This is a genomic window from Azospirillum sp. 11R-A, assembly GCF_049472615.1.
Classification (GTDB): domain Bacteria; phylum Pseudomonadota; class Alphaproteobacteria; order Azospirillales; family Azospirillaceae; genus Azospirillum; species Azospirillum palustre.
The window spans coordinates 122,554-146,702 of sequence record NZ_JBCEBL010000005.1; the positions used below are offsets into that span (position 1 = coordinate 122,554).

Consider the following 24,149-nt stretch of genomic DNA (forward strand, 5'->3'; position numbering starts at 1 on the left):
ACCGCCGCCGGAACGGCTCGGCACCGGTCGCGTCAGTGGACGGCGACCACGCCGCCATGACCACCCCACCAGTAGACCGACACGAACAGGAACAGCCAGACCACGTCGACGAAGTGCCAGTACCACGCCGCCGCCTCGAAGCCGAAATGGCTTTCCGGAGTGAAGTGCCCCTTGTTCGTCCGGAACCAGCACACCGCCAGGAAGATGGTGCCGACCAGCACATGGAAGCCGTGGAAACCGGTCGCCATGTAGAAGGTCGAGGGGAAGATGCCGTCGGTGAACTTGAAGGAGGCGTGGACGTATTCATAGACCTGGAAGAAGCTGAACAGGACGCCGAGCAGCACGGTCAGGCCCAGCGCCTTGGCCGCCGTGCGGTTGTGCCCCTCGATGATCGCATGATGGGCCCAGGTGACGGTGACGCCGGACAGCAGCAGGGTCAGCGTCATCATCAGCGGCATGTCGAAGGCGTCGATGACATGCACGTTCGGCGGCGGCCAGATGGCGTCGGGATTGAGCGGCGACACCTTCGGTTCCAGCGCCGCGTGGAAGAAGGCCCAGAAGAAGGCGGCGAAGAACATCACCTCCGACGCGATGAACAGCGCCATGCCGTAGCGCAGGCCGATCTTCACCACCGGGGTGTGGGCCCGCTCCACCACCGATTCCCGGATGACCGACCGCCACCAGCCGAACATCGTCACCAGGATGGCCAGCACGCCCAGGATCATCAGCAGCTTGCCGCCGCCGTGCATGAAGATGACCAGACCGGTCGCCAGAAGCCCGCCGGAAAAGGCGCCGATCAGCGGCCAGGGGCTCGGCTTCAGCAGATGGTAGGGATGCGGGATGCCGGCGCCCGATTCATAGGCTGACGGTTCGGCGTGCGGCATTTGCCCGTGGGTGATGTCGGCCATCGTCTCACTACCCCATATGGTTCAGTTTGTGGCGGTCGCCCCCGGCTCCGCCTTTTGTTTTCCTGAGTCCGGCGCCGGGGACGTGGATGCGGCGGCCGTGTGCTGTGCCAGCCTGGCCTCGCTGTCCTTGGCGCGGAAGAAGGTGTAGGACAGCGTGATGGTGCTCACGTCGTCCATGTTCGGGTCGTCGGCCATCGACGGGTCGACGAAGAAGGTCACCGGCATGTCCACGACCTGACCGGGTTCGAGGACCTGTTCGGTGAAGCAGAAACACTGCATCTTGTTGAAATAGGCGCCCGCCTTTTCCGGCGTGACGTTGTAGACGGCGGTGCCGACCGTGGGTGACTTTCCGCGGTTCTCCGCCCGGTAGGCGGCGAAACCGGTCTCGCCCAGCTTCAGCACCAGATCCTTCTGTTCCGGCCGGAAGCCCCAGGGAAGGGCGGCGTTGGTGTCGGCGTTGAAGCGGACGGTCACGGTGCGCTCGACGACGCGCGCCGCGGCCTGTTCGGCCCGCTGGGTGGTGCCGCCGAAGCCGGTGACCGAGCAGAACAGGTTGTAGAGCGGGACCGACGCGTAGGTCAGCCCGATCATCCCCGCCACCAGCCCGAACAGCGTGCCGAGGACGAGGCGGTTGCGGCGGCGCAGCCTGTCGTCGCGCCGCATATCAGTGCGCCCCGCCCATCCGGACGACGGTGATCGCATAGAACAGGACCACCAGGGCCAGCAACGCCGCCAGAACGGCCAGATTGCGCCCGCGCAGCTTTTTGGCCCGCAGGGCGGCTTCCTGGCGGCGCTGCTCTTCGACGGAGTTGCGGGTATCGGTCAGGTCGTCGCGTTCCATCACCGTCATGCCCACCCTCCAAGGATAAGCCGTTCGCCCATCATCACGGCGAACAGCAGGAACAGGTACAGGATCGAGAAACCGAACATCTTCTTGGCCGGCTTGTCGTCGCTGGCCCGCAGGACGCGGACGGCGCAGCCGACGAACATCAGGCCGAGGATGGATGACGCCGCCAGATAGACCGGCCCGGCGATGCCGACGAAGGACGGCGCCGCGGCCACCGGCAGCAGGATCAGCGTGTAGAGCAGCATCTGCCGCTTGGTCGCCGCCTCGCCCGCCACCACCGGCATCATCGGCACACCGGCGCGGGTGTAGTCGCCGTTGCGGAACAGGGCCAGCGCCCAGAAATGCGGCGGCGTCCACAGGAAGATCAGCAGGAACAGCAGGATCGACGGCAGATCGACGCTGCCGGTCACCGCAGCCCAGCCGATCATCGGCGGGAAGGCGCCGGCGGCCCCGCCGATCACGATGTTCTGCGGGGTCCGGCGCTTCAGCCACATGGTGTAGACGAAGACGTAGAAGCCGATGGTCAGCGCCAGCAGCGCCGATGCGGTCCAGTTCACCGCCAGCCCCATCACCACCACCGACAGGACCGACAGGGTGACGCCGAATCCCAGAGCCTCGGCCGGCTCGACCCGGCCCGACGGAATCGGGCGCTTCACCGTGCGGGTCATCACCGCGTCGATGTCGCGGTCGTACCACATGTTGATGGCGCCCGACGCCCCGGCGCCGACGGCGATGCACAGGACGGCGACCAAGGCGAGGAAGGGGTGGATGTGGCCGGGCGCCAGCACGATGCCGGCCAGCCCGGTGAAGACCACAAGCGACATGACCCGCGGCTTGAGAAGCTCGATGAAGTCACCGGCCGACGCGCCCCCTGAGTGGTTGAGCGCCAGTTCGTTCGTCACGTCCGTCATATCATGTCCTTGTCTTCTAACCCCGGGCCTTCCAACAAAAAGTCGTCACCCCGGCACCCTCCGCAACCGGCGCCCATTTTCGGGCTGCTCGGGTCGGTCCCCTGTATCGGTGTCCCTTGTATCGGGCGGGTGCCTCCTTCACGGCGACGCCCGCCCGTTAGCACGCTTACTTGACCTGGGGCAACGTCTCGAACGCATGGAACGGCGGCGGCGAGCTGACCGTCCATTCCAGCGTGCCGGCCTGCGGGCCCCAATAGGCGCCCGGCACCCTTTCGCCGCTGCGCAGCGTCTTCCAGGCGATCCACACGAACAGCAGGGTGGAGGCGAAGGAGAGGTAGGCGCCCAGCGACGAGATCATGTTCCAGCCCCAGAAGGCATCCGGATAGTCCGGGATGCGGCGGGGCATGCCCGACAGGCCGAGGAAGTGCTGCGGGAAGAACACCAGATTGACGCCGATGAAGGTGGTGTAGAAATGAACCTTGCCCCAGAACTCCGGATACTGGCGCCCCGACATCTTGCCGATCCAGTAGTACCAGCCGGCGAAGATCGAGAACACCGCGCCCAGCGACAGCACATAGTGGAAGTGCGCCACGACGTAGTAGGTGTCGTGCATGTAGTTGTCGAGACCGCCGTTCGCCAGCACCACGCCGGTGACGCCGCCGACCGTGAACAGGAAGATGAAGCCCAGCGCCCACAGCATCGGCACCCGGAACTCGATCGACCCGCCCCACATGGTGGCGATCCACGAGAAGATCTTCACGCCGGTCGGCACCGCGATGATCATGGTGGCGGCGGTGAAGTAGGCCTTGGTGTTGACGTCCAGCCCGACCGTGTACATGTGGTGCGCCCACACGACGAAGCCGACCACGCCGATGGCGACCATGGCATAGGCCATGCCGAGATAGCCGAACACCGGCTTCTTGGAGAAGGTCGACACGATGTGGCTGATGATGCCGAAGGCCGGCAGGATCATGATGTAGACTTCGGGGTGGCCGAAGAACCAGAACAGGTGCTGGAACAGGATCGGGTCGCCGCCGCCTTCGGGATTGAAGAAGGTGGTGCCGAAGTTGCGGTCGGTCAGCAGCATGGTGATGGCGCCGCCCAGAACCGGGACCGCCAGCAGCAGCAGGAAGGCCGTCACCAGCATCGCCCAGACGAACAGCGGCATCTTGTGCAGCGTCATGCCCGGCGCGCGCATGTTGAAGATGGTGGTGATGAAGTTCACCGCGCCCAGGATCGAGCTGGCGCCGGCCAGATGCAGGGCGAAGATCGCCATGTCGACCGACGGCCCGCTGTGCCCCAGCGGCGAGGACAGCGGCGGGTAGATCGTCCACCCCGTGCCCGCGCCGGTGCCGACGAAGGCGGAGCCCAGCAGCAGCAGGAAGGCCGGCACGATCAGCCAGAAGCTGATGTTGTTCATGCGCGGGAAGGCCATGTCGGGCGCGCCGATCATGAGCGGCACGAACCAGTTGCCGAAGCCGCCGATCAGCGCCGGCATCACCACGAAGAACACCATGATCAGGCCGTGCGCCGTGATCAGCACGTTCCACATCTGGCCGTCGGAGACGAACTGCAGCCCCGGCGACTGAAGCTCCGCCCGCATGATGACGGAGAACAGGCCGCCGATCAGCCCGGCGATGACCGAGAAGATCAGATAGAGCGTGCCGATGTCCTTGTGGTTGGTCGAATAGAACCAGCGCTGCACGAAGCCGGGGACGTGATGATCGTCATGCCCGTGCCCATGGTCACCCACATGCTCACCATGTCCCGGTGTGGCGTTTGCCATGTCTCTACCCTTTGTCGCTGTCCCTGGCCGCCGTCCGATCCGGTCTGTCGCGAAGCGCCGGCAGCTGGGTTGGGTTCTTCTTATCGCGTCGTCCCTGTGGCGGGCTGTGCGAAGTGCGCTTATTCGACCAGCGTTCCGGTCGGGCGCTGCGCCACGTCACGGTCGCCGTCCTTGGGCGCGTAGGCGGTCTTGGCCTTGGCGACCCAGGCGTCGAACGCCTCCTTCGACACGGCTTCCACCGCGATCGGCATGAAGCCGTGGTTGGTGCCGCAGATCTCGGAGCACTGGCCGTAATAGACGCCTTCGCGCTCGGCCTTGAACCACGTCTCGTTGATGCGGCCGGGCACGCCGTCCTTCTTCAGGCCGAAGGCGGGAACCGCCCAGGAATGGATCACGTCGCCGGCCGTCACCAGCACGCGGACGGTGGTGTTGACCGGAACGACCACGCGGTTGTCGACCTCCAGCAGGCGCTTCTGGCCGGGCTTCAGGTCGGCTTCGGCGATCATGTAGCTGGAGAAGGTGATGTTGCCATGGTCGGGATATTCGTAATCCCAGTACCACTGGTGGCCGATCACCTTGATGGTCATGTCGGCCTGCGGAATGCGTTCCGCCGCGTAGAGCAGCTTGAAGGACGGAACGGCGATCACGATCAGGATGATGACCGGGACCACGGTCCAGGCGACCTCGAGCAGCGTGTGGTGCGAGGTCCTGGACGGGACCGGGTTCCTCTTCGCGTTGAACCGGACGACGCAATAGGCCATCAGCCCGGCGACGAAGATCACGATCAGCGTGATGACGACGGTCAGCAGGTCGTTGAACGAGGTCATCAGGTGTTTGACCGGCGAGGCGGAGGGCTGCATGCCCATTTCCCACGGTCGCGGCTCGTTCGCCAGGGCGGCCGTGCTCAAGCCGCCCACCATCGACAGGACCGCCGCCAGGCCGGCGGCGTACAGGCTTTGCCTTCTCATCCCCAACCCCTTCTTAGCCGCGACGCTCGTCATGGCCCGCGGTCGTCTCTCCCGCCGACGCTCCCTCCGCCCTGTTGATCCGGACCGGTTTCTGTTCGCGCGGTCCATAGTTGGGCTTATCAGCGAACGTCAGTTTATGCAGGGATCACGCCATCTTAGCGCGACATATACCCGCAGCCGGAGCTTATCCCCGTGCCCCGCTGGGTTACAAGCCTTTCCTCTCTCCCACCGATTGCCCCATCGTTTGCATAGACTTTTCCTCACATTCAGATGAACCGTGGGAACAAAGGTTGAGCGGAAACAGGGGTCATGCCATGCGGCATTCCGCCGCAGTCCGTTGGGCCAGCTGATTTTCTTGGGATTGGCTTCGGGAAATGAATGGAAGCGCTCAGGCCGCGGCGCGCAGGATTGTTGCGGCGGCGGAGCGCGACTCAGGATTGAAGGATGGGCGAGGTCCGGGCGTCCCGCCAGATGCGCGAAGGTGATAGGCGCCACGCCCCCTCCCCGGCCCGGCCAGAGAGGGTTTGCGGCACCATCAACGGACCGGACAGGCGGCAGCCGCGCCGGTCAATGCCCGCCGACCAGCACCTTGCGAATCCGCCGCACACCCGACCAGACGAAGGCGATGACGATGGGGATCATCAGCCCGACCAGCAGGTCGGGATCGATCTTGAAGCCGAAGCCTTTCAAGCCCTTGGCCGCATAGCCGACGATGCCGACGAGGTAATAGCTGATCGCCACCACCGACAGCCCCTCGACCGTCTCCTGCAGGCGAAGCTGCAACTGCGCGCGCCGGTCCATCGACTGGAGCAGCTCGGCATTCTGCCCTTCCACCGCGATCTCGACGCGGGTGCGCAGCAGCGTGCTGGCCCGCGCGACGCGCTGCGACAGCGAATCGAGCCGCTCCTCCACCGCCTCGCAGGTGCGGATCGCCGGGGTCAGGCGGCGGTCCATGAACTCCTGGACGGTCTGCAACCCCTCGATCCGGATCTCGCGCAGCTCCTCGATTCGCCGCTCCACCAGCTCGTGATAGGCGCGGGCGGCGCCGAATCGGTAGGCGGTCTCGGCGGCGATCTGCTCGGTCTGCGCCGCCAGCAGGGTCAGGCGGTCGAGCAGGTCGCGCTCGTCCTGCAAGCCGCGCAGGCTGGCGATGCGGGTGGTGACCTCGGACAGCCCGGCCTCGATCGGGCCGATTCGGGGCAGCACGCCGCGCGCCATCGGCAGGGCCAGCAGGGCCAGCACGCGGTAGGTCTCGATCTCCAGCAGGCGCTGGACGACGCGGCCGGTCTGGCGTGGCGTCATCGAATGGTCGGCGACCAGCATGCGGGAGAAGCCGTCGCCATGGATGCGGAAGTCGGTCCAGGCGGTGGCCGACCGCCCGGCGATTCGCGATCCGACATAGCTTTCCGAGCCGAACATCGCCGCCATCATGTTGGCCGACGGCTCCGGCGTGTCGGGGTCGAGCACCGCGACATGGATGCCGACCAGCAGTTCGCCCGGCAGCCCGGCCAGCCAGTCGCGCGGCAGGGCGTGCAGCGCCGGATCCACGAAGGGATCGACGACGGAGCCGGCCGGCATGGCGCTGGGACGGAAGACCGTCCAGGTCGAAAACTCGGTGTGCCGCTCCCACTTCAGGTTGAAGCTGCCGAAGGAGGCGCTGTGGTGGGTGGCGCCCTGCGGCGGACGGACGACGCCGGCCCAGTCGCACAGCGCCTCCAGATGCCGGCGGTCGGCCTCCGCCGCCCCTTCGCCCGACAGCATCGCCAGCATGGTGGCGCGCACCGGGGCGGCCAGCGCCTCCGGCGGGCGGGCATGCACCTCGTTGGTGAGCGTCTGGCGCAGCGGATGGTCGCGCAGTGGGCGCAGGCCGGACATGGCGCCGCCGGCTCCGGCTCCGGTCAGGCCGGCGCGGTTCAGGGTATCGGCTGTCGTCCGCGCCACACCGTCGGTCATGATCCCCTCCGCCATCCCGGCACCGCCCACCGTCAGGTTACACAATCAGGCATCGGCGAACTTGCCGGATCGCGCCAGCGTCGCCACACTATAGTCCGTCCGTTAGAACACATCGTACGGTGCGGCGCGAGATCGCCCGCTATGACACTGTGTCCTACCATGGAACAAGGCCGCTACTCCCCGCGGGCCGGGCAGGCCGGGTTCCGCCCCATCACAGGTTCGGAGTTTTCATGAGCGCGCTTGCCGTCACCGACGATCTCTTCTTCAACCGCGCCGGCATGGACCGCGCCCGCGTGGAAGGCGTCGTGCAGGACGCCCTGCACAGTGCCGACGATGGGGAGCTCTACCTCGAATACGCCCAGAGCGAGTCGCTGGGCTGGGACGATGGGAAGCTGAAATCCGCCAGCTTCGACACCACCCAGGGCTTCGGCCTGCGCGCCATCGCCGGCGAGGCGACCGGCTACGCCCATGCCAGCAACCTGTCGGAAGAGGCGATCCGCCGCGCAGCCGCCACCGTGCGCGCCGTGCAGGCCGGCCACACCGGCACGCTGGCCGAGCCGCCGGCCGGCACCAACCGCGCGCTCTACATCCCCGACAATCCCCTGCACCTCGTCCCCTTCGAAGAGAAGGTGAAGCTGCTGGCCGACATCGACGCCTATGCCCGCGCCAAGGACGAGCGCGTCCGGCAGGTCAGCTGCTCGATCAGCGGCGAATGGCAGGCGGTGCAGATCATGCGCGCCGACGGCGTGCGCGTCGCCGACCTGCGCCCGCTGGTGCGCCTGAACGTCTCGGTCGTGGTGGCCGAGGGCGACCGGATGGAGACCGGCGGCTACGGCGGCGGCGGCCGCGTCACCTACGAACACTACATCCAGCCGGAAACCTGGCGCGGCTTCGTCGACGAGGCGCTGCGGCAGGCGCTGGTCAACCTGTCCTCCGTCCCCGCACCGGCCGGCGAGATGACGGTGGTGCTGGGCAGCGGCTGGCCCGGCATCCTGCTGCACGAGGCCATCGGCCACGGGCTGGAGGGCGATTTCAACCGCAAGAAGACCTCCGCCTTCTCCGGCCTGCTGGGCCAGCGCATCGCCGCCCCCGGCGTGACCATCGTCGATGACGGCACCATCGAGAACTCGCGCGGCTCGATCAGCGTCGACGACGAGGGCACGCCCGGCCAGTGCACCACGCTGATCGAGGACGGCATCCTGGTCGGCTTCATGCAAGACCGCATGAACGCCCGCCTGATGGGCATGCGCCCGACCGGCAACGGCCGGCGCCAGAGCTTCGCCTACAACCCGATGCCGCGCATGACCAACACGGTGATGCGCAACGGCAACCACAGCCCGGACGAGATCATCGCCTCGGTCAAGAAGGGCATCTACGCCAAGAACTTCGGCGGCGGCCAGGTTGACATCACCAACGGCAAGTTCGTCTTCTCGGCCAGCGAAGCCTACCTGATCGAGGACGGCAAGCTGGGTCCGGCGGTGAAGGGCGCCACCCTGATCGGCAACGGCCCGGACAGCCTGACCCGCGTGTCGATGATCGGCAACGACAGCCGCCTCGACCCCGGCGTCGGCACCTGCGGCAAGGACGGCCAGGGCGTGCCGGTGGGCGTCGGCCAGCCGACGCTGAAGCTGGAAGGCCTGACGGTCGGCGGCACCGCCGCCTGACACAGCACGACAGTCCCTGACATGGGGCCGGATCGCTTCTGCGGTCCGGCCCTTTTCGTATTTCGGGCCTTTTGGCATTTCGGGTTTGGAGCCGCCGATTGCATCGGTATCGTCATTCCGGAGTTTTTCAACTTTCCGGATTGGATGAACACCGATGCATTCTTTTTCGCGCATTTTCATGGCCGCGACGCTCTCTTTCGGACTGGCGCTGGCCGCGGCCCTTCCGGGCCATGCCCAGACCGCCCCGAGCGTCGAGCAGGTGACCGCCGCCAAGGCGCCCGGCGCCAGCGCCGATCAGTTGAACGCCCGCGTCGTGGTGGCGAGCTATTTCTATGCCTCCACCGATCTCACCTCCGCCCGCTATTCGGACGATTCCAAGGGAATCGATTTCTCCAAGCCGCTGGAGGTGATCGACGTCGCCGCCGGCACCGGCTGGTACCAGTTTGTCCGCACCGGCTACGACAGCGTCCGCTTCGGCAATTTCTTCTCCCCCGTGGTGACGGCGACGCCCGACTGCCTCGGCATCTCCGGCGCCGGCCGGGCCGAATACAAGGCGGTCCTGCCCGCCGGCCAGGGGCTGAAGTCGGTTGCCGCCCCCATCGTCGACAGCTGGACCACCCCCGGCACCAGCGTTCAGACCGCGGGCGGCTGCGCCCAGGTCGTGGTGCCCAACAGCGTGAAGGCCGGCGTCACCAGCGGCGGTCTGGTACAGTAACACCCCGCCGCAATCGCAACCCCTCCATCGCAACCGGAGTCCCGCCATGCCCGACATCGCCACCGCCGACGAGTTGCGCCGCCGCATCGCGCAGGCCCAGGCCGGGGTTGCGGCGCTGGCCCGGCGGGAACCGGAAAACAGCTGGCTGACCAGCATCCAGCGCCAGCTCGACTATGTGGACGGGGCGGCGCGGGATGGGGCCGAGCGGCTCGACCGCGCCGACGAGCTGAATTTCGGCCTGCTCGCCTCCCACTATGTCGACGACGTCGACCCGGCGCTGGCGGCGGAGCTTCACGCCATCAGCGCCGCGACCCGCCGCCTGTTCGGCTTCTGATACCAGGGAACGCCTGAACCGACCTCTTCAGGCGTTCCCTGGCCGCCGCGACGGCGGCGGCGCGCCCACATGGGCGCGGAAAAGCCTGCGTGGCGTTTGAACGCAATACGGCAAGTCAAGTCATTGGCTTGCCGGTATGGGTGCGATTTTGTGCTGGCGTTCCCGGCACCCCGCTTCGATGATCGCCCTTCCGGACGGCACGGCCGAACCCGTGCCCGTCGAAGAAAAGCAAAACGGGAGATGTGCGATGGCGACGGAATCGACCGCTGGGCTGGCCCTGGTTTCCACCTTCTGCCCCGACCGGGTCGGGCTGGTGTCCGGCATCACCAGCCACCTGTTCGAACAGGGCATCAACCTGCGCGACGCCACCTTCGCCTCGCTGGGCAGCGGGGCCGAGTTCTCCGCCGTCTGTGAACTGCCCGCCGGCCTGACGGTGGCGGAAGTCCAGGCCAGCCTGTCGTCCCTGCCCGTCCTGGCCGGCGCCGAGGTGAAGGTCACCCCCTTCGCCTTCGATCCGCAGCCGGGCCCGCAGGCGATGGTCACCCACCGCGTCGAGGTGTCGGGCGGCGACCAGCCCGGCCTCGTCGCCCGCCTGTCGGAGATCTTCACCCAGTTCGACGCCAACATCGTGCGCCTGGACGCGCAGACCCTGCCCGACCGCGCCGGCGAGCGCTATGTCCTGCGCTTCTCGGTTTCGATCCCGCCGGAGCGGGCGGAGGTCTGCCTGTCGGCGGTGGCCAACACCGCGGAAACGCTGGGGCTGACCTGCCGGGCGGAGGGGCTGTGAGGGGGCTTCCCCCTCACCTCACCCATGCAGGACTTTCAGCCCGACGATCCCGCCGACGATTGCCGCGATGCACAGCAGGCGCAGCGCGCCGGCGGGTTCGCCGAACAGCATCATGCCGAGCAGGGCGGTGCCGACCGTGCCGATGCCCGTCCACACCGCATAGGCGGTGCCGAGCGGCAGGGTCTTCAGCGCCGCCCCCAGCAGCAGGATGCTTGCCAGCATCGCCGCAGCGGTCAGCACGCTGGGGACCAGGCGGGTGAAGCCTTCGGTGTATTTCAGGCCGACGGCCCAACCGATTTCGAAAAGACCGGCGAAGAACAGCGTGACCCACGCCATGACGGTACCTCCGTCCTGGAATGGCGGGGTCGTCCCCACCCGGTTTGCCTCTGCAATCGGCGGGGTCGTCCCCGCGGGCCAGATCGCAGATAGGACAGGCTGCCCATCAGGTCAAGACCGGCGGGTCAGGGTGGGCGGCGAATGTTGCATCGCCACGCCGGCCCGTGCAGGATGGGGTTCCTGAATGGTTCCCCCTTCGCCGCTGGTGGCGCTGGGGGCTTTCGACGTTGGACTGCAATGACCGATAACGGCCCCCACACGGCTTCCAAGGCACCGGCTCCCGAGAAGGCCGAATCGCTTGAAAACCGGCGCAAGCGGCTGCGCTTCCGCTCCTGGCACCGCGGCACGCGCGAGATGGACCTGCTGATGGGAAGCTTCGCCGACGCCCATGTCGGCGAGTTCGACCACGCCATGCTCGACCGCTTCGAGGCGCTGCTGGAGCTTGGCGATCCCGACCTCTATGACTGGATGTCGGGCCGCGAGCCGGTTCCGGCGGAGCATGACAGCGATGTGATGCGCCTGTTGACGGCGTTCCGTTACACACCACGTCAAGGCTCCTGACGGAGCCACGGTCAAGGCTCCCGACGGAGCCGGTCCAGGCTCCCCCACAGGCACTTCCCTTCTCCGAGGCATCCTCCTTTGGTCAGTTACGATCTCCAGCCCGGCCGCGCCGGCCGTCTCCTGATCGGCGGCGCGCCCGAGGGTCATGACGCCCGCATCCTGGCGGAGCTTGCGCAGAAGGCCGGCGGCTACGGCCTGCTGCATGTGGCGCTGGACGACACGCGCTGCGCCCTGCTGGCGGAGGCGCTGGCCTTCTTCGCGCCGAAGCTGGAGGTGCTGACCTTCCCGGCCTGGGACTGCCTGCCCTATGACCGGGTGTCGCCCAACGGCGGCATCGTCGCCCGGCGCATCGACACGCTGACCCGCCTGATCGCCCGGCGCGATGCGGCGTCCAACCGCGACGGTCTGGCGCCGCTGATCGTGCTGACCACGGTCAACGCCGTGGTGCAGAAGGTGCCGCCGCGCAGCGCCTTCAAGAACGCGGTGTTCTCGGCCAAACTGCGCGACCGGATCGACCTGGAGAAGCTGCAGCGCTACCTCGCCGGCAACGGCTACACCCGCGCGCAGACGGTGCGGGAGCCCGGCGAGTTCGCGGTGCGCGGCGGCATCGTCGACCTGTTTCCGCCCGGCACCGAGGAGCCGCTGCGCCTCGACCTGTTCGGCGACGAGCTGGAGGGCGTGCGCGCCTTCGATCCGATGACCCAGCGCACCACCGACAAGCGGGACAGCGTCGAGCTGAAGCCGATGTCGGAGGTCTTCCTCGACGACGCCGGGATCGCCCGTTTCCGCTCCGGCTACCGCGAGCTGTTCGGCGCGGTGACCGACGACGACCCGCTCTACGAGGCGATCTCCGCCGGCCGCAGCTATGGCGGGATGGAGCATTGGCTGCCGCTGTTCCACGAGAGCATGGACACGGTGCTGGACTATCTGCCGCGCGGCATCGTCAGCCTGGACCATCAGGCCAACGAGGCGCGCGACGCCCGCATCGCCCAGGTGGTGGATTTCCACGCCTCGCGCGACGGCATGATGACCATCGAGAAGCGGGCCGGCTCGCCGGTCTACAAGCCGGTGCCGGTCGCCTCGATGTTCCTCGACGGGATCGGCTGGGACGCGCTGCTGGCGGAACGCGCGGTGGCGCAGCTCCAGATCTTCTCGACGCCCCCCGGCATCAAGGGCACGGTCGATGCCGGCGGCAAGCGCGGCCATGACTTCGCCGAGGAGCGCAACCGCCCCGACGTGAACGTCTTCGACGCGGTGAAGGACCATATCCGGGCACTGCGCGCCGACGGGCGCCGCGTGCTGATCGCGGGATATTCCGCCGGCTCGCGCGACCGCCTGTCCAACGTGCTGGCCGACCACGGCATCCCCGGCCTGGAGCCGGCGGAGAGCATGGAGGATGTCCGCCGGTTCGACCGCGGCATCATCGGCACCATCGTGCTGGGGATGGAGCATGGCTTCACCTCCGCCGACCTCGCCGTCATCACCGAGCAGGACATCCTGGGCGACCGTCTGGTCCGCCCGGCCAAGAAGAAGCGCAAGGCCGCCAACTTCATCGCCGAGCATTCGGCCCTGCATGAGGGCGACATCGTCGTCCATATGGACCACGGCATCGGCCGCTACGATGGGCTGGAGACGCTGGACGTCACCGGCGCGCCGCACGACTGCCTGCGCCTGATCTACGAGGGCGGCGACAAGCTCTACGTCCCGGTCGAGAACATCGAGGTGCTGTCGCGCTACGGCTCGGAGGACGCCAATGTCCAGCTCGACAAGCTGGGCGGCGCCGGCTGGCAGGGCCGCAAGGCGCGGGTCAAGAAGCGCCTGAAGGACATGGCGGAGGCCCTGCTGAAGATCGCGGCGGAGCGCATGCTGAAGAAGGCCGATCCAGTGCTGACCCCGGAAGGCGTCTATCAGGAGTTCGCCGCCCGCTTCCCCTACCCCGAGACCGACGACCAGTTGAAGGCCATCGAGGACATCTTCACCGACCTCGGCAGCGGCCGGCCGATGGACCGGCTGGTCTGCGGCGACGTCGGCTTCGGCAAGACCGAGGTGGCGCTGCGCGCCGCCTTCATGGTGGCGATGAGCGGCAAGCAGGTCGCCGTCGTCGTGCCGACAACCCTGCTCGCCCGCCAGCATTTCCGCACCTTCTCGACCCGCTTCAACGGGCTGCCGGTGCGCGTCGTGCAGCTGTCGCGCATGGTCACCGCGCGCGAACAGACGCTGGTCAAGAAGGAGCTGGCGGAGGGCACCGCCGACATCGTCGTCGGCACCCACGCCCTGCTCGCCAAGGGCCTCGACTTCAAGCGGCTCGGCATGGTCATCGTCGACGAGGAGCAGCATTTCGGCGTGAAGCAGAAGGAGCGGCTGAAGGAGCTGCGCGCCGACATCCATGTGCTGACGCTGACCGCCACGCCGATCCCGCGCACGCTCCAGATGGCGCTGTCCGGCGTGCGCGAGCTGTCGCTGATCGCGACGCCGCCGGTCGACCGTCTGGCGGTGCGCACCTTCGTGCTGCCCTACGACCCGGTGGTGATCCGCGAGGCGATCCTGCGCGAGCATTACCGCGGCGGCCAGAGCTTCTATGTCTGCCCGCGCGTGGAGGATCTGGCGAAGGTGGCCGAGCGCGTGCGCGAGCTGGTGCCGGAGGTCAAGATCGTCACCGCCCACGGCCAGATGCCGGCCAGCGAGCTGGAAGACGTGATGACCGCCTTCGACGAGGGCAAGTTCGAGGTTCTGCTCGCCACCAACATCATCGAGAGCGGGCTGGACATTCCCAACGCCAACACGCTGATCGTCCACCGCGCCGACCTGTTCGGGCTGGCGCAGCTCTACCAGATCCGCGGCCGTGTCGGCCGGTCGAAGAAGCGCGGCTACGCCTATCTGACCTATGCGCCGAACAAGCCGCTGAGCGGCACCGCCCAGCAGCGCCTGCACGTCATCGAGACGCTGGACAGCCTGGGCGCCGGCTTCCAGCTCGCCAGCCACGACATGGACATCCGCGGCGCCGGCAATCTGCTGGGCGAGGAGCAGTCGGGTCAGGTGCGCGAGGTCGGCGTCGAGCTTTACCAGCAGATGCTGGAGGAGGCCGTCGCCAGCGCGCGGGCATCGATGCAGGAGGGCGCGGTCGCCGCCGCCGCGGCGCAGGAGTGGGTGCCGCAGATCAACCTGGGCACACCGGTGCTGATCCCGGAAAGCTACGTCCCCGACCTGACGGTGCGGCTGTCGCTCTACCGCCGCATCGCCGATCTGGTCGACCGCGCCGAGGTGGACGGCTTCGCCGCCGAGCTGATCGACCGCTTCGGCAAGCTGCCGGAGGAGGTGGAGAACCTGCTGGACGTCGTCACCATCAAGCGCTGGTGCAAGCAGGCCAACATCGACCGCGTCGATGCCGGTCCGAAGGGGCTGGTGCTGGCCTTCCACGACAATTTCTATGCCGAGCCCGCCAAACTGCTGACCTACATCGCCCAGCATTTGACGCTGATGAAGCTGCGGCCCGACCACAAGCTGGTCTATATCCGCGAATGGCCCGACCCGGCGGCCCGCGTGCGCAGCGTGCAGAAGCTGGTCAAGGATCTGGCGGAGATGGCGTCGGGCGGCGGCGTGCCGCGCGGCGAGACCCCGCCGCCGCCCCCTCCTCCGCCGCCGCCGAAGCCGACCGGGGCCAAGATCGCCTCGCGCTTCGGCACGCCGTCGCGCTTCGGCCGTCCGACCGGGCGGCGCTGACATGGATGAGTTGATCCGCAACGCGTCGCTGGCCCGCCGCCTGGCCATCGGCGACCGGCGTGCGATGGGCGACGCCCCGTCCGTCGCCGACGAGGTGTCGGCCGACCGCGGCAAGCTGGCGGAGCTGGTCGGCTGCCTGTTCGACCGCAATGCCAGCGTGCGCATGCGCGCCGCCGACGCGCTGGAACGGGTGTCGCGCGGCAATGCCGGCTGGCTCGACCCCTATGTCGAGCATCTGCTGACCGATGCCGTCGCCATCGAGCAGGCGGAGGTGCGCTGGCACATCGCCCAGATCGTGCCGCGCCTGACCATGACGGAGGAGCAGCGCCACCGCGCCGCCGTCCTGCTGGCCGACTGGTTCGAGAACAGCCCCAGCCGCATCGTCCAGACCAGCGCCTTGCAGGCGGTGGTCGATCTGGCCGAATCGGACGCCGGCCTGCGCGCAACCTCGGCGGAGATGCTGGGCCGCGCCATGCGCTCCGGCGTGCCGTCGCTGGCCGCCCGCGCCCGCCGCATCCTGAAGCCCTTCGAGGTGGACGAGGCGACGCTGACCGCGGCGCTGGTGCGCGAGCAGACCGGCCTGACCCTGTCGATCCTGCCCGAGCGTCTGGCGGTGGCGCAGCTGCCGCCGGGCAGCGGCCTGCCGGACTGGCTCGACTGGACCGACCCGCTGGTCGGCGCCACCCGCACCGGCGAGGAGCTGTCGATCCTCTGCCGGGAGGAGCGCGTGCCCGAGGGGGTGAAGGCCGAACGCGGCTGGCGCGCCTTCCGGGTGGAGGGCGTGGTCGATTTCACCCTGTTCGGCATCCTGGCCCGCATCGCCGTGCCACTGGCCCAGGCTCATCTGCCGATCTTCGCGATCTCCACCTACAACACCGACTATGTGCTGGTCCGCGCCGACGATCTGGACAAGGCCGCGGACGTGCTGGCGCTGACCTGCACGGTGAAGCGGTAGGACGGGATTGCCCTCCCCCGCCCCGGACCGGCCTTCGGTCGGCAAGGGGCGGGGGATGGTCGATCAGGCGCCGCCGCCCTCCCGCTGGCTTTGCTCGGCGATCTCCTCGCGCTCGCCCATCTCCTCCCACTTCTTCTGGACCGGCTTGTCGGGATCGCCGGAGGCCTTGCCGGTCTCATCGACCAGCTTGTCCTCGATCCGCTGGGCGGCGTCGGACGGGGCGTCGGAGGTGCGGGAGGCGGGGCGGTCTTCGGTGGCCATGGCGGCGATCTCCGGATTTTTGCTGAACCCACGAACGGTTCCGACCTGACAACCACGCGCCCGGCCCTGCGGTTCCACTCCCGTTTCAAAAATTGCATGTCGTAAAGAAATACAATTTTCCTGTTGCCCGGGCTTATTTATCACAGCGACAGTGGGGTTATCGATCATCAACCCCCGCGCGTGGAGGTTTCGCCCATGAATGCGTCTCGCCTGTCGATTGTGGCGGCGGCCGGCCTGCTGCCGCTGACTTTGCTCGGCGCCTGTGCGCCGGCCCTGCCGACACCGGCCCCCGTCAAGGAAACGGTCTGGCTCGACCAGAACTGGAAGCCGGGCGAGCGCTATTGGTACCACCATGCCAGCCAGGGCACCTCGACCTTCCCGATCTCCTATGCCTGGTTCATGGCGCTGGAGCAGCCGGACATCCGGGTCTTCGGCGAACCCAGGATGCTGGCGGACGAATCGTATCTCCAACAGTTCGGCTTCATCCCCAGCCCGAAGCGGCTGGGCGGCGGCACGGCGCGGGATTACGGCTATGGGGCGGAACCCGGCTCGGCCAAGGCGGTGCTGGCCGCCTACAACCAGTCGGAGGACGAGGTCAACCCGGACGGCCTGCCGGTCGGCTTCGCCCGCACCAAGGGCTATACCGACCCGACGACCGGCACGCCGCTGCCCGACCAGATCGGCCTGACCTGCGCCGCCTGCCACACCGGCCATATCGAGTATAACGAGGTCAGCCTGCGCATCGACGGCGCGCCGGCCGTCATCAACCTCGATGCGCTGACGGCGGCGCTGGGCTATTCGCTGGCCTACACCAAGGTCCTGCCCGGCCGGTTCGACCGCTTCGCCGACCGCGTGCTCGGCCCCAACCGCACCGCCGAACAGACGGCCGCCCTGCGCGAGCAGTTCGAGCAGACGCTGGCCACCCTGGAAGCCCTGGCGAAGCGCGGCGCGGCGCAGAGCGGCAATCCGGCGGTCGTCGAAGGCTTCAACCGTCTGGACGCGCTGACCCGGATCGGCAACACCGTCTTCACCAACGACCTGCTGAACGGCAAGGTGGAGTTCGACCCCTTCACCAACGTCGCCGCCATCACGGCGCCGGTGAAGTATCCGCACATCTGGAACGCGTCCTGGTTCGACTGGGTGCAGTACGACGCCTCGATCATGCAGCCGATGGTGCGCAACGCCGGCGAGGCGATGGGCGTGGCGGCGCGGGTGAACCTGTCGAACCCGGACCGCAAGCTCTATGCCTCCTCCGTTCCGGTCGACAATCTCTACAGGATGGAACAGCTGCTGGCCGGTCCCAACCCGCGGGCCCGCAAGCCGGACGGCAGCATGACCGGCTTCCAGGGGCTGACCGCGCCGAAATGGCCGCAAGCCGTGCTCGGCACCGTCGATGAGGCCAAGCGGGCGCGCGGCGCCGGCCTGTACCAGGAGCTGTGCCAGGGCTGCCACCTTCCGCCGGTCGACACCCCGGCCTTCTGGGACGCCAAATACTGGACCAAGCCGAACGCCGCCAAGCAGAGCTATCTGAAGGTCACGCCGATCAATGTCGGCACCGATCCGGCCCAGGCCAACATCCTCCAGACCCGGACGGTGCAGCTGCCCGCCTTCCTGAAGGTCGACCCCGCCAGCCTGTGCAACGGCAAGCCGGGCGAGCCAGTCACCAGGACCAGCTTCGCGGCGGCGCTGGGCTACGTCGTCCAGAAGACGGCCGAGACCGCCTATGACGAGAACAAAATCCCGCCCGCCAAGCGGGAGGAGATGAACGGCTTCCGTCCGAACTGCCTGCAGGCCGAAGGCGGCTACAAGGCCCGTCCGCTGGATGGCATCTGGGCCGCCGGTCCCTACCTGCACAACGGCTCGGTCCCCACGCTTTACGACCTGCTGTCGCCGCTGGCCGAGCGGCCGAAGAGCTTCTGCCTCGGCCTGCGCAGCTTCGATCCGGTGAAGGTCGGCTACCGGACCGACTGCGCCGACGGCACCTTCACCCTCGACACCAAAATCCCCGGCAACACCAATGTCGGGCACCAGTTCGTCGGGTCCGGTGTCGCCGGCAGCGGCATCATCGGCCGCGGCCTGTCGGAACAGGAGCGCTGGGATCTGGTGGAATATCTGAAGACCCTGTAACGCCTGTCCCCCGCCGGCCCCGCCTCGCGACCGGGCCGGCGGTCAGTCCTCCACACGCAGCGTGTCGGCCGGCAGCGTGTCGGCCAGCAGCGCGTCGGCCAGCCGTTGCGCCAGGGCCTCCGCCTCCGCCGGCTCGTAGGGCTCGGCGTGGCCGGCCCCCCAGACCGGACCCGGCCATGCCGGATCGCCGCGCGTCCGCCCGATCACATGGACGTGCAGCTGCGGCACCATGTTGCCCAGCGCCCCGACATTCATCTTGTCCGGCGCGAACAGCCGTTCCACCACGCGGGACGCCAGCGCGATCTCCCGCATCAGCGTCGCCTGATCCTCTTCGGCCAGCCGGTGGATTTCCACCGCGCCTTCGCGCATCGGCACCAGGATCAGCCAGGGCCACAGCCGGTTGTTCATCAGCAGGACCCGGCAAAGCTCCAGATCGGTCACAGGACAGGTGTCGGCCTGTAGCCGTTCGTTAAGGGAAAACATGCTTCACTCCTTTCTGACACTGGCTGTCCGGTACTGGCCGGAAGCATCATCCGGGAATAATCCGGAGGCTGCCCTGTTGTAGCCGGCAGTGGCGGGCCAACCGCGAAGCTTGTATAGAAGGCCGTGCGCGCCGGCCATATGGCCCGAGCGGCTTTCGTTGGACGTTTATAGAGTTCGGTCCGAGGCAATGGTCGGGGCGGCAGCGATCCCCTTGCGCCATTTCCGCGGGCCGTATCCATGTTTTCTGGTGCGGCGAGCGAGAACGACCCACATGCGCAAATCGGCCTTTGCGGTTCTGATCCTGGTGATCCTCGGCAACATCGCCTTCTGGGCGCTGTGGAACCGTCCGGTGGACGAGCGGTCCTGGGCCGGCGCCATCACCGGCGTCGCCTATACCCCGTTCCATTCGGACAAGAGCCCGTCGAAGGGCGACAAGGCGTCCGCCGACGACATCGAAAAGGACATGACGGCGCTGGAAGGCGCGGTGAAGGCGGTCAGAACCTATTCGACCACCGACGGCTCGGAAATGGTGGCGGCCATCGCCGCCAAGCACGGCCTGCCGGTGACCGCCGGCGCCTGGACCGCCGGCAAGCCGGAGATCGACGAGCCCGAGCTGGCCGGCCTGATCAAGCTCGCCCGCGCCAACAGCAACGTCCGCCGGGTGCTGGTCGGCAACGAGGCGATCCTGCGCGCCGACCTGACGGTCGCGCAGGCCATCGAGTACGTCAAGCGGGTGAAGAAGAAGGTCAACGTCCCGGTCTCCATCGCCGAGCCGTGGCACGTCTGGCTGAAGAACCCCGAACTGGCCGACGCGGTCGACTTCCTCGCCGTCCATCTGCTGCCCTACTGGGAAGGCGTGCCGGTCGACCAGTCGGTCGATTACGCCATGTTCCGCTACAACGAGCTGAAGGCGAAGTTCCCCAACAAGCACATCCTGATCGGCGAGATCGGCTGGCCGGCCGACGGCCCGTGGCGCCGCGGCGCCGAGGCGAGCCAGGTCAATCAGGCCAAGTTCATCCGCAACTTCCTGAACGTCGCCGCCCAGAACAAGCTCGACTACTTCATCATGGAGGCCTTCGACCAGCCCTGGAAGCGGGAGATCGAAGGCACGGCGGGCACCAGCTGGGGCCTGTGGGACTATCAGCGCAACCCGAAATTCCCGATGATCGGCGGGGTGAACGAGGTCCGCAACTGGGAGATCAAGTGCGCCACCGCCGTGGCGCTGGGCTTCCTGCCGCTGGTGTTCTTCCTGTGGCGCCGCGGCGACCTGAAAATCGGCGGCCAGATCTTCTACGGCGCGCTGATCCAGGCGGTCGCCTCCGTGCTGGTCTTCACCGTCAGCGCCGCCTCGGCCGCCGGCCTCGCGCTCACCACCGAAATCGCCTGGGGCCTGCTGATCTTCTGCCAGCTGGTGCTGTTCGCGGTCATGCTGATCGACGGCATGGAGCTGACCGAGGTCGTCTGGCAACACAAGTTCAAGCGCAAATTCATCCCCTGCTCCGCCGCCCCGCTGCCCAACGCGGCGAAGGTGTCGATCCATGTGCCCTGCTACAACGAGCCGCCGCACATGGTCATGCAGACGCTGGATGCGCTGGCGAACCTCGACTACCCGAATTACGAAGTCCTGCTGCTCGACAACAACACCAAGGATCCGGCGGTCTGGCGGCCGATCGAGGAGTATTGCCGGAAGCTGGGGCCGAAGTTCCGCTTCTTCCACCTCGACAACTGGCCGGGCTTCAAGGCCGGCGCGCTGAACTTCGGTCTGGCGCAGACCGCCCCGGATGCCGAGCACATCGCCGTCATCGACAGCGACTATCAGGTCCATCCCGACTGGCTGAAGGCGACCATCCCGCACTTCAACCGGCCGGAGGTCGGCTTCGTCCAGTCGCCGCAGGATTATCGCGAGTGGGAACACGACCTGTTCCAGCGCATGACCAACTGGGAATATGCCGGCTTCTTCCACATCGGCATGATCCAGCGCAACGAGCGCAACGCGATCATCCAGCACGGCACCATGACCATCATCCGCAAGTCGGCCCTGGAAAAGGTCGGCCGCTGGGGCGAATGGTGCATCACCGAGGACGCCGACCTCGGCCTGCGCCTGTTCGAGCATGGCTATGAAGCCGTCTACATGCCGGAGAGCTACGGCAAGGGCCTCGTGCCCGACAGCTTCTCCGCCTACAAGACGCAGCGCTTCCGCTGGGCCTACGGTGCGGTGCAGATCCTGAAGCATCATTGGCGCCAACTGTCGCCCGGCGCCAAGGAGCTGACCGCCGGCCAGAAATACCACTTCATCACCGGCTGGCTGCCCTGGTTCGCCGACGCCGCCCACATGGTGTTCGGCATCGCCGGCATCCTGTGGTCCATCGGGCTGATGGCCTTCCCGAAATATTTCGAGTTCCCGCCCAACGTCTTCATGATCCCGACGCTCAGCGTCTTCGCCTTCAAGGTCGGCGCCTCGCTCTGGCTCTACGAGGCGCGGGTGAAGTGCGGCTTCTGGGACAAGGTCGGCGCTGCCGTGGCCGGCATGGCGCTGACCCACACGGTCGGCCGCGCCATGTGGCTCGGCATGTTCACCTCCGGCCGTCCCTTCGTCCGCACGCCGAAGTGCGAGAACCAGCCGGCGCTGATGCAGGCCTTCCTGATGGCGCGGGAGGAACTGGTGCTGCTGGTGTCGCTGTGGGGCGCCGCGCTCGCCATCGTCATGGTCTTCGGCCACGAGAACCGAGACGCCTTCATGTGGTCGGGCCTGCTGGTGGTGCAGTCGCTGCCCTATCTGGCCGCCTTCATCACCGCGCTGATCAACGTCTTCCCGACGCTGGGATTCGGCAGGAACAAGCCGCAACCGGCCGACAATGCGGTGGCCGGCGCCGGCGACTGATGGTCATAGGCCGGCGCTTCGGCTTGGAAGGAAGCGCCGGCTCTGCCAGACTTGATCGCTGACGGGGCGGTTCCCCGGGAGGCGGCACATGTCCGGCAATGTCCACGGTGTCGGCCCACCGGAATTCAGCGTCCGCACCACCGCGGGCGTCGAGCGGGCCGGCAGCGCCACCGACCGCAACCACCGCCGCAACCCGCGGCGGGAACAGCAGGAGCGTGAGCAGGAGCGGCGCGAGCAGAGCCCGCCGAACCCGCAGCGCCGCCGCCTCTACGACCTGCTGTTCGATGAGGTCGATCAGTTCGACGGGCTGGACGACCGGCAGCGCAGCCGGCTGAAGGACAGCCTCCGCAACCATCTGTCCCGAAGCACTCCTGCCAAGCCGAGCGCGGCGCCGTCGGTCCCCCATGACGAGGAGGCGCTGGCCGAGGCCCTGCTGAAGGACCCGGCGGCGCCGATCCCGGTCGATCCCGAACACATCGTCCAGGCCGTCACCGCGGCAGCGCCGGAGCAGGATGCGGAAACCGCCCGGATGGCCGAACAGCTGCGCGACTGCCTCTCCCGCAACACCGACCGGGCGCGCAAGGTGGCGGTCTACCTGCATCTGCTGCTGACGCTGGAGGGAGCGTTCCGGCCGCATATGGTGGTAGATGTGTAGGTGAGGGCATTCGCCAGCCGACACCCCAAAGCGAAAAGCCCCGCTTTCCTTTCGGAAGGCGGGGCTTTTCGTCACAGACGGCCGTTCGGCGTCACTCCGGCGTGGAGGCTTCGCCGTCGGTCTCCGGGGTGCCCATCATCGCATCGGCGACCAGACCGGCGTTGCCGCGGATCTTGGCCTCGATGGCGTCGGCCATCTCCGGGTTGTTGCGCAGATACGTCTTGGCGTTCTCGCGGCCCTGGCCGATGCGGGTGCCGTCATAGCTGAACCACGCCCCCGACTTGTCCACCACGCCGGCCTGGATGCCGAGGTCGAGCAGCTCGCCCACCTTCGACACGCCCTCGCCATACATGATGTCGAACTCGACCACGCGGAACGGCGGGGCCATCTTGTTCTTCACCACCTTGACGCGGGTCTGGTTGCCGACGACGGCGTCGCGGTCCTTGATCGCGCCGATGCGGCGGATGTCGAGACGGACCGAGGCGTAGAACTTCAGCGCGTTGCCGCCGGTCGTCGTCTCCGGATTGCCGAACATCACGCCGATCTTCAGGCGGATCTGGTTGATGAAGATGACGAGGCAGTTCGACTTGGAGATCGAGCCGGTCAGCTTGCGCAGCGCCTGGCTCATCAGGCGGGCATGCAGGCCGACATGGCTGTCGCCCATCTCGCCTTCCAGTTCGGCGCGCGGCACCAGCGCCGCAACCGAGTCGACCACCAGCACGTCGATGGCGCCGGAGCGCACCAGCGTGTCGGCGATCTCCAGCGCCTGCTCGCCGGCATCGGGCTGGGAGATCAGCAGATCGTCGACCTTGACGCCGAGCTTGCGGGCATAGGACGGGTCGAGCGCATGCTCGGCGTCGATGAACGCACAGGTGCCGCCGGCCTTCTGGGCCTGGGCGATGGCGTGCAGCGCCAGCGTGGTCTTGCCCGAGCTTTCCGGGCCGTAGATTTCGATGATGCGGCCCTTCGGCAGGCCGCCGATGCCCAGCGCGATGTCGAGTCCCAGGGAGCCGGTGGAAATCACCTCCGTCTCGACCAAGCTCTCCTTGGCGCCGAGCTTCATGATCGAGCCCTTGCCGAACGCGCGTTCGATCTGGCTCAGGGCGGCATCGAGCGCCTTCTGCTTGTCCATGGAATCCTTCTCGACCAAACGAAGCTGTGCGGACGACATGCCCGGTACCCCTCTCTTAGAACACACGGTCAGCGCTCTTGCAACGAGGCTGAATGTACTCTCTTCGTTCTCGTTTGCAAGCGCCGATGTTGCCTGTGCGTTCCTATTTTACCGGGGTTGGCCGGG

21 protein-coding genes are annotated in these 24,149 nt (G+C 67.5%); 10 read left to right on the top strand and 11 right to left on the bottom strand.

Annotated elements, in window-relative coordinates:
* Positions 1-32: 32 nt before the first annotated feature.
* The 7 genes from VH569_RS09855 to VH569_RS09885 form a co-directional block, all read right to left on the bottom strand.
* The gene (locus tag VH569_RS09855) at positions 33-908 is read right to left on the bottom strand and encodes a cytochrome c oxidase subunit 3 (protein ID WP_423315183.1); all 876 of its coding nucleotides are present in this window, start codon (positions 906-908) and stop codon (positions 33-35) included.
* Positions 909-929: 21 nt separating this feature from the next.
* Entirely contained in the window at positions 930-1,571 is a 642-nt protein-coding gene (locus tag VH569_RS09860; protein WP_423315184.1) for a cytochrome c oxidase assembly protein, read from the bottom strand.
* Position 1,572: 1 nt separating this feature from the next.
* Positions 1,573-1,758, bottom strand: a complete 186-nt coding sequence (locus tag VH569_RS09865) for a hypothetical protein (RefSeq protein WP_109051101.1) — start codon at positions 1,756-1,758, stop codon at positions 1,573-1,575.
* Entirely contained in the window at positions 1,755-2,666 is a 912-nt protein-coding gene (gene cyoE, locus VH569_RS09870) for a heme o synthase (RefSeq protein WP_423315185.1), read from the bottom strand. Before cyoE ends, VH569_RS09865 begins: the two co-directional genes overlap by 4 nt.
* A 166-nt stretch (positions 2,667-2,832) precedes the next feature.
* Positions 2,833-4,452 (bottom strand): cytochrome c oxidase subunit I, encoded by a 1,620-nt coding sequence (gene ctaD / locus VH569_RS09875; RefSeq protein WP_423315186.1) that lies wholly within the window; start codon positions 4,450-4,452, stop codon positions 2,833-2,835.
* 119 nt (positions 4,453-4,571) lie between these two features.
* Entirely contained in the window at positions 4,572-5,420 is an 849-nt protein-coding gene (gene coxB, locus VH569_RS09880) for a cytochrome c oxidase subunit II (RefSeq protein ID WP_423315187.1), read from the bottom strand.
* Between the two features lie 567 nt (positions 5,421-5,987).
* Positions 5,988-7,373 (bottom strand): DUF3422 family protein, encoded by a 1,386-nt coding sequence (locus tag VH569_RS09885; RefSeq protein WP_423315188.1) that lies wholly within the window; start codon positions 7,371-7,373, stop codon positions 5,988-5,990.
* 230 nt (positions 7,374-7,603) lie between these two features.
* On the opposite strand from VH569_RS09885, the gene tldD reads away from it, so the two are divergent.
* From tldD to VH569_RS09905, 4 genes are all read left to right on the top strand, one after another.
* Complete coding sequence (tldD, locus tag VH569_RS09890; protein WP_174469714.1) at positions 7,604-9,037, top strand: metalloprotease TldD; 1,434 nt, start codon at positions 7,604-7,606, stop codon at positions 9,035-9,037.
* Between the two features lie 154 nt (positions 9,038-9,191).
* Positions 9,192-9,752, top strand: a complete 561-nt coding sequence (locus VH569_RS09895) for a polymorphic toxin type 46 domain-containing protein (protein ID WP_423315189.1) — start codon at positions 9,192-9,194, stop codon at positions 9,750-9,752.
* A gap of 46 nt (positions 9,753-9,798) precedes the next feature.
* Positions 9,799-10,086 carry an immunity protein Tsi6 family protein gene (locus tag VH569_RS09900; protein ID WP_423315191.1) on the top strand — a complete coding sequence of 96 codons (288 nt, stop codon included), beginning with the start codon at positions 9,799-9,801 and terminating at the stop codon, positions 10,084-10,086.
* A gap of 247 nt (positions 10,087-10,333) precedes the next feature.
* Positions 10,334-10,873, top strand: coding sequence for a glycine cleavage system protein R (locus VH569_RS09905; RefSeq protein WP_423315192.1), 540 nt, complete (start codon positions 10,334-10,336; stop codon positions 10,871-10,873).
* Between the two features lie 18 nt (positions 10,874-10,891).
* Here VH569_RS09905 and sugE read toward each other — a convergent pair whose 3' ends face one another.
* The gene (gene sugE, locus VH569_RS09910; RefSeq protein ID WP_098740076.1) at positions 10,892-11,209 is read right to left on the bottom strand and encodes a quaternary ammonium compound efflux SMR transporter SugE; all 318 of its coding nucleotides are present in this window, start codon (positions 11,207-11,209) and stop codon (positions 10,892-10,894) included.
* A 237-nt stretch (positions 11,210-11,446) separates the two neighbouring features.
* Here sugE and VH569_RS09915 point away from each other — a divergent pair, with 237 nt between their 5' ends.
* The 3 genes from VH569_RS09915 to VH569_RS09925 all read left to right on the top strand — a co-directional run bounded on the left by VH569_RS09915 (position 11,447) and on the right by VH569_RS09925 (position 16,445).
* Positions 11,447-11,770, top strand: a complete 324-nt coding sequence (locus tag VH569_RS09915) for a succinate dehydrogenase assembly factor 2 (protein ID WP_423315194.1) — start codon at positions 11,447-11,449, stop codon at positions 11,768-11,770.
* A 78-nt stretch (positions 11,771-11,848) separates the two neighbouring features.
* Positions 11,849-15,490: a transcription-repair coupling factor gene (gene mfd, locus VH569_RS09920; RefSeq protein WP_423315195.1), complete on the top strand. Its 3,642-nt coding sequence runs from the start codon at positions 11,849-11,851 to the stop codon at positions 15,488-15,490.
* A 1-nt stretch (position 15,491) separates the two neighbouring features.
* Positions 15,492-16,445: an ACT domain-containing protein gene (locus tag VH569_RS09925; protein ID WP_423315196.1), complete on the top strand. Its 954-nt coding sequence runs from the start codon at positions 15,492-15,494 to the stop codon at positions 16,443-16,445.
* Positions 16,446-16,508: 63 nt separating this feature from the next.
* Here VH569_RS09925 and VH569_RS09930 read toward each other — a convergent pair whose 3' ends face one another.
* The gene (locus tag VH569_RS09930; protein ID WP_098740080.1) at positions 16,509-16,706 is read right to left on the bottom strand and encodes a hypothetical protein; all 198 of its coding nucleotides are present in this window, start codon (positions 16,704-16,706) and stop codon (positions 16,509-16,511) included.
* Positions 16,707-16,901: 195 nt separating this feature from the next.
* Here VH569_RS09930 and VH569_RS09935 point away from each other — a divergent pair, with 195 nt between their 5' ends.
* The gene (locus VH569_RS09935) at positions 16,902-18,833 is read left to right on the top strand and encodes a di-heme-cytochrome C peroxidase (protein ID WP_423315197.1); all 1,932 of its coding nucleotides are present in this window, start codon (positions 16,902-16,904) and stop codon (positions 18,831-18,833) included.
* A 42-nt stretch (positions 18,834-18,875) separates the two neighbouring features.
* On the opposite strand, the gene VH569_RS09940 is transcribed toward VH569_RS09935, so the two are convergent.
* Positions 18,876-19,316 (bottom strand): HIT domain-containing protein, encoded by a 441-nt coding sequence (locus tag VH569_RS09940; protein ID WP_423315198.1) that lies wholly within the window; start codon positions 19,314-19,316, stop codon positions 18,876-18,878.
* Between the two features lie 271 nt (positions 19,317-19,587).
* On the opposite strand from VH569_RS09940, the gene VH569_RS09945 reads away from it, so the two are divergent.
* Together VH569_RS09945 and VH569_RS09950 are read left to right on the top strand one after the other, a co-directional pair.
* On the top strand, positions 19,588-22,197 hold the full coding sequence (locus VH569_RS09945) for a glycosyltransferase family 2 protein (RefSeq protein WP_423315199.1): 2,610 nt from the start codon (positions 19,588-19,590) through the stop codon (positions 22,195-22,197).
* An 88-nt stretch (positions 22,198-22,285) separates the two neighbouring features.
* Positions 22,286-22,852: a hypothetical protein gene (locus tag VH569_RS09950; protein ID WP_423315200.1), complete on the top strand. Its 567-nt coding sequence runs from the start codon at positions 22,286-22,288 to the stop codon at positions 22,850-22,852.
* A gap of 91 nt (positions 22,853-22,943) precedes the next feature.
* Here VH569_RS09950 and recA read toward each other — a convergent pair whose 3' ends face one another.
* Positions 22,944-24,023 carry a recombinase RecA gene (gene recA, locus VH569_RS09955; protein ID WP_423315201.1) on the bottom strand — a complete coding sequence of 360 codons (1,080 nt, stop codon included), beginning with the start codon at positions 24,021-24,023 and terminating at the stop codon, positions 22,944-22,946.
* Positions 24,024-24,149 lie beyond the last annotated feature (126 nt).